Source organism: Microcystis sp. LE19-41.2A (assembly GCF_027530405.1).
In the GTDB taxonomy this organism is placed as follows: domain Bacteria; phylum Cyanobacteriota; class Cyanobacteriia; order Cyanobacteriales; family Microcystaceae; genus Microcystis; species Microcystis aeruginosa.
Genome location: NZ_JAPZQJ010000409.1, coordinates 1 through 5,790, shown reverse-complemented (window position 1 = coordinate 5,790; position 5,790 = coordinate 1). Strand labels below are relative to the sequence as shown.

Sequence of the window (5,790 nt, the reverse complement as noted above, 5' to 3'; positions counted from 1 at the left end):
TCAAGTCTGTGAACTCCGGTCAAAAATAGCTGCTTTAGGACTAATGATTCCCATCACTCTCGTATTAGATAATGCCCGCTATCAGAAATGTAAAATTGTTGAAAAATTGGCTCTTTCTTTGTCAATAGAGCTACTCTATCTACCGCCTTATTCGCCTAATCTAAATTTAATTGAAAGGCTGTGGAAATTTGTCAAAAAGAAATGTTTATATGGTAAATATTATGAGAACTTTTCTGACTTTTCTTCAGCTATTTATGAATGTCTGAATGATGCCCATCTGAAACATAAAAAAGAACTGGATTCCTTGCTGACTCTACGATTTCAGAAGTTTAATAAATCTCAGATTATGAACGTCTAAAGTATAACAGTTTAACCTGCATTATTGACTAATTGCCCAAAAGTCGTTCAAGTTGACTGCGCCCCTGCCTGAGGGGTGGTTTTTTCCAGGTCTGCCCGCTGCCAGGACCACCATTCCTCTCCGACTTGTCCGCCGATAGCACCGCCGATGACTCCCCCAAAAAGAGAGCCTAGCGGGCCGAGCAGAGAGCCACCCACCACAAAGCCGGCCATGCCCGTTGAAGGTTTCGCCGATCAATTCAGTGGCACCCCGCTCTAGAGTGGCTTGCAGGGACTCGGCGGGGTTCTTTGCTGGCACTGGCCAGCGTTGCGCTTCCGCTCCTGTGCCGGACAGATAGCGCACGGTTTCGCCCCCTAGCTGGCTGCCAACTGTTCGCCCGACGGCACTGCCTACCCCCGCACCCGGAATTAACCCCAGAGGACCTAACAGCACTCCGCCAGCGACCGCTCCCACGCCGAACCCCATTACCCGGCCGACGGAGGAGCCGATGAGCTTGCCGCCAACTTCCTGAATTTTTCCAGTAACCGCTGCTTCCGAGAAGATTCCTTCCCCGGGCGAAGTCGTGTCATCAGTTATCGGCCTCACAGCAGTGAGCCAGTGGACGGGAGTGAGTTGTTGGAGTAGCTGACAGAACTTTTCTTGAAAGGCTTTTTCGGTTATGCCCTGGGGATCGTAGCAGACGACGATCGAGTTGATCCCTGGAGTCAAGTGAACTTCCCTGACGGCGGCCAAGGACAAAATCGAGGTGGACAGGGGTTCGTGCAAGGAGGGATAGCATCTCAGCCAAGCCAACCGCACCCTTAGGCGGCCCGGGGTGGAATGGACGATTTGGAGAGCGCTTTCTCGAATGGGCGGGTTGCACTGGCCCCCCACTTGTTCAACGTTAATCATCTTAATTAGGAGCAGGCTAAGAAGCAGAAATGGGACAGGAGCAAGAAGGGCGTTCCTAGTAGCAGGGGCAAGATCACCCCAGCAATTCCTATAATCAGGCTGGCGATGGCGATCGCCTTGAGAATTTCTTTTCCTATTCCTTCATATCCAGTCAAAAAGTTTTGCAGTTCCCCAGAGAACTGGTCCCAAAAACTCCCTAACTCGGCTTCTAAGGCTTCTAGAGCGGCAGTTGGCAAGAGGGCGAGGGAATCTGCCTCTTGAACGAGCGCTAAAATGGCTGCCTGCTGTTCGGACTCCGAACTGGGGTGACTCTGATAGTTGATGATCGCGCAACTTGCCGCCGGGTTGATGCGGACTTCCCCAATACAAGGGAGGGACTGGAGGGCTTGACATCCTCGCCGCCGTAAAACGGACGGCGATTCCTCACCACGCCACTTTTTTAGGGTGGTCGCGTCAATGGGGTTGACGCAGATAGCGAAAAACGCTTAATTGCTTAAGTCTGACACTTTCGACCCGTCCGTTTTGAGTGTCCGGATGCCCTCCGGCCACTTTGAACAAGTCGAAAAAATCTAATGTTCAACCTTATTTCCTAGAAAGTTTTACTCGTTCAAGGCCGAATTTGAATTCTTTTCTGAACAAAACCCCCTACTATCTGTTGTCAAGGTTCAGTTTTTAGCTTGGTTGTCGCTTTTTCCATTGTAGCTTAAAGCCGTCCTAAAAGGACGGGGTTTTAACCCAAATTTTCGATAAATTTAACATTGGCCGGAACCGGCCAAGAATAAGTTATTCCTGAGTCAGCGATGCGGGTTAAGTTTACTCTCAATTCCCAGGCCAATTTATCCCTTTTCGGGTTCCCTTCTCGCCAAGTTTTAAGGGGAAAATTTAGATACTGCTGCTCAACCTTCTCTTTAACGGTTTAGGAATCAAACCAAATAGCTGCACCTTAGCCATCATCCCCAATAAATAGCTAGTCTTTCCCAAAATCCACATAGGTTAATCCTGTTTTAGCGTCGGTTAGGGACTTACGATATTTATCATAAATTGCCTCCCCAGGAATATCTTCCGAGAATTGCTTCGGTAGTTTAAAAGAGGTGCGGGGATAGCGTTGGCGGATGTCAAGAATGGCGCGATAGGGAAGATACCATTTACGCATTACTTTCAACAATTCGGCAAATTGAGCGTAGGATTTGCTATGTCTGTAGGTCAGGGCAATGTATTGCAGCATTCGAGCATAGGTTTCCGGTTTGCTCTTATTATTAGGCACACCGATAATATTTTTCAGCTTCTCAAAAACTTCGTACTTACTAATTACCAAAACAACTAAACTAGGATAATCTAGTGTTTGTTTTTCGCGAGAAGTCTCCACGATATCAGAAACAGTTCTGAGGACAGAATAGTCCGCTAGTTGGTAGGCTTTAAATAGGGATAAAAGTTTTAATCCTAATTCGTACTCTGCCAGACGTTCCAATTCAGTTTGATAGGCTTTTAGGGCAACTTTTCCCTCCTCCGTTTTCACATCGGGCAGAGTTTCCAGCAACTTTTCTGCTACTCTAGCTTGAAAAGCCGCCTTATCTTCGTAGTCAGAGGCAAGCAGAGATTCCACATATTGATAAAAATCCTGTTGTTTAGAACTACGATAACGAAATTCTGTTTGATAAAGGCTTAAATAACTATTTTTTGCTTCGATCGCTCCTTGCAGTAGTTTAATACTTTCATCTAGTCCTGCGTATTCTCCAATTCCTCTAGCTAGACAGTATTTAATCTTCACAAACATGAGAAATTCTTGACCGCTAAACTTATCACTATCGATCGATTCTGCTGTCTTGGCAAATCCCCCCAGCGCTGACATTTCCCGGTTGTGGACAATCTGTACCAATTCAGGCACCTCTGGCTTGAAAAGTTTTCTTAAAATCAATTCTATGAATTTTCTCATCTTCAGGCACCTCCGGCTTTTTTTGAAACAATTTTGTTAGAATTAATTCTACGGCGTTGATCCTCAGCATAAAGTATAACCGAATTTGCCATCGACTGCTGACGAACGACTCGCCAAAAAGAAGACTTTGTACCTCAGAGTCTGGGCAAATAACTGATTTTGAGGGATTGAGATAGATAGGTTTTGAAAATTTTCCCTTATGATCCTGATTACAGACCAAATTTACCAGCGCATTGTCACCCACGCCGAATCCACCTATCCCGAAGAATGTTGTGGGTTACTCGTGGGAAAAATTACCGAAACCGCAGCCCAAGTGATCACCGTGCAAACCACAGAAAATAACTGGTCAGGTAATAGGAAAAACCGCTTTAGTATTGCGCCAGAAGTGCTTTTACAAGCTCAAAAATCGGCGCGGGAAAACCAGCTAGAAATTATCGGTATCTATCATTCCCATCCCGATCATGCCGCCATTCCCTCGGAAATCGATCGCCAATTAGCCTGGTCAGGATATACTTATTTAATTGTCTCCGTAGTTTCAGGACGAGCGATCGATTTACAAGCTTGGCAACTGGACGAAGGCGAACAATTTCAACCGGTAAAAATATTATAGTCTTGTATGACTAGCGCTTCCCCTGCTTTCCACTCACCCACCATCGATTTAATCGGGATAGGTCCCCTGTGGACCGGTTTTAGCCAACCTGGTTTTTCCCCCGATCCTTCCGGGGCAAAAGTGCAGTGCCATGGACGATTATTATGGCTAGGAATAGGTTGCATCCGTGGGACGGAGAAAGCGGTCATAGATAGGGCAATTAGGGATGTTTTTAAGCGTTATCACCTCTCTTTAGCCGCTATTGCCGGTATCGCCACCCTTGACATCAAAGCTAATGAACAGGGTTTAATTGCCTATTGTCAAGAGCAAGGATTGCCACTAAAAACCTTTACTGCTGAGGAGTTGAGAGATATTAATGTCCCCAATCCCTCAGCTATTGTCCACAAGAAAGAAGGAACCCCTAGCGTCGCTGAAGCTGCCGCTTTAAAAATGGGCGATACTTTGCTAGTCAGCAAGCAAATAGAAGCCAAATCGGTGACGGTGGCAGTTTCTTTGGCAGCCAGGGAATATAGAGGATAACAAATCGATGCTTAAACAGGTTTTATTTCTTAGTAATGGTCATGGTGAGGATTTAAATGCTAGTTTAATTCTGGGGGAATTACAAAAAATTCAGCCCCAATTATCTATAGCTGCTTTGCCTTTAGTGGGAGAGGGAAAAGCTTATCAAAAATTGTCAGTACCAATTATTGCCCCCACTGCCACTATGCCATCGGGGGGAATTATTTATACCAATCCTTTGAATTGGATTAAGGATATTGGTGCGGGATTAATTAGTCTAACTATTCAGCAAATTCAGGCAGCTTTTAAAGTTAGCAAGGATTGTGATTTATTGATAGCAGTGGGGGATATCGTGCCGATTGCGATCGCTAGTTTAACCGGTCGTCCTTTTGTGGCTTTTATTGTTTCTACTTCCAGTTATTACGAAGGCACAATTAAATTACCTTTACTGACGGAATTATGTTTAAGATCAGACAAGTGTTTAAGGGTTTTCACTAGGGATAAATATACAGCAACAGACCTAGAAAATCGGGGTATTAAAAAAGCGATTTTTGCCGGTTATCCGATTATGGATGTCTTAACACCAACGGGTAAAGATTTAGAATTAGATAGTCAAATTCCCATGATTGCTTTATTAGCGGGGAGTCGTTTACCCGAAGCTTTGAGTAATTTGGCTTTACAGTTACAAGTCTGTGAGGAAATAGTTAAAATTAAACCGATGCAGTTTCGGGCTGCTATCATTCCTAGTATCAGAGAAACCGACTTAGAAAATTTAGCTAAACAAGAGGGATGGCATTATTTAGGAGCGGGAAAATTAGAGAAAAATGGGGCTTTATTGTGCTGTTATCGTGATGCTTTTGCCGATATTCTACACCATTGTGACGCTTGTTTAGCCATGGCGGGTACAGCAGTAGAACAAGCGGTGGGATTAGGAAAACCCGTCCTACAAATACCCGGATTTGGTCCCCAATTTACCTACCCTTTTGCCGAGGCACAGATGCGCTTATTAGGGGAATCGGTGATAACTATTGGACAGAAACCCACGGAGGTAAATTTATTTAAAAATGCCGCGGTTAAAATTATTGATATTTTGGCAGATTCTCGTTATTTACACAGATGTTTAGAAAATGGCAAAATTAGAGTGGGAGAGTCTGGAGGTAGCAGAAATATTGCCGAGGAAATTTATAGCATTTTTCAAAAGTAATGGCAGAGATAGTTATACTAAATCCGTTGAGTATAGGCTACATATCAGGAGAGGCAATAGGCAATAGAGGCAATAGAACGTAGGTTGGGTTGAAGCATGAAACCCAACACCTGCAAGGGTTACGCTACCGCTAACCCATCCTACAAATAATTGTGCCTCCCTACTTATCAGGACAGGCAATAAATAATCAGTCTTTAATAACCGGATTTAGGATTAAAATAAAATTATTGTACTATCATTACTCCCAGGGATTTTACCAAAATGTCTAACGAAACCGTTACTTATAGTCTTGAATC

Annotated in this window: 7 protein-coding genes; 4 read left to right on the top strand and 3 right to left on the bottom strand. The window is 44.4% G+C overall.

Translation table 11 applies throughout. The features are described from left to right. Window positions 1-358: transposase (locus O9290_RS16675; protein WP_288087288.1), on the top strand; the 358-nt coding region annotated here is incomplete at its 5' end. Between the two features lie 21 nt (window positions 359-379). Here O9290_RS16675 and O9290_RS16670 read toward each other — a convergent pair. The 3 genes from O9290_RS16670 to O9290_RS16660 form a co-directional block, all read right to left on the bottom strand. Then, window positions 380-1,249 carry an HMA2 domain-containing protein gene (locus O9290_RS16670; RefSeq protein ID WP_288057693.1) on the bottom strand — a complete coding sequence of 290 codons (870 nt, stop codon included), beginning with the start codon at window positions 1,247-1,249 and terminating at the stop codon, window positions 380-382. A 5-nt stretch (window positions 1,250-1,254) separates the two neighbouring features. Next, the gene (locus O9290_RS16665) at window positions 1,255-1,485 is read right to left on the bottom strand and encodes a hypothetical protein (RefSeq protein ID WP_288057690.1); all 231 of its coding nucleotides are present in this window, start codon (window positions 1,483-1,485) and stop codon (window positions 1,255-1,257) included. A 731-nt stretch (window positions 1,486-2,216) separates the two neighbouring features. After that, window positions 2,217-3,182: a hypothetical protein gene (locus tag O9290_RS16660; RefSeq protein WP_288058556.1), complete on the bottom strand. Its 966-nt coding sequence runs from the start codon at window positions 3,180-3,182 to the stop codon at window positions 2,217-2,219. 199 nt (window positions 3,183-3,381) lie between these two features. Between O9290_RS16660 and O9290_RS16655 the strand changes: the two genes are divergently transcribed. The 3 genes from O9290_RS16655 to O9290_RS16645 are packed head-to-tail and all read left to right on the top strand — an operon-like array spanning window position 3,382 to window position 5,494. After that, window positions 3,382-3,792: a M67 family metallopeptidase gene (locus O9290_RS16655; RefSeq protein WP_288058555.1), complete on the top strand. Its 411-nt coding sequence runs from the start codon at window positions 3,382-3,384 to the stop codon at window positions 3,790-3,792. 6 nt (window positions 3,793-3,798) lie between these two features. Then, window positions 3,799-4,311, top strand: coding sequence for a cobalamin biosynthesis protein (locus O9290_RS16650; RefSeq protein ID WP_288058553.1), 513 nt, complete (start codon window positions 3,799-3,801; stop codon window positions 4,309-4,311). A gap of 7 nt (window positions 4,312-4,318) precedes the next feature. Further along, the gene (locus O9290_RS16645; RefSeq protein ID WP_288058551.1) at window positions 4,319-5,494 is read left to right on the top strand and encodes a lipid-A-disaccharide synthase-related protein; all 1,176 of its coding nucleotides are present in this window, start codon (window positions 4,319-4,321) and stop codon (window positions 5,492-5,494) included. Window positions 5,495-5,790: the final 296 nt, after the last annotated feature.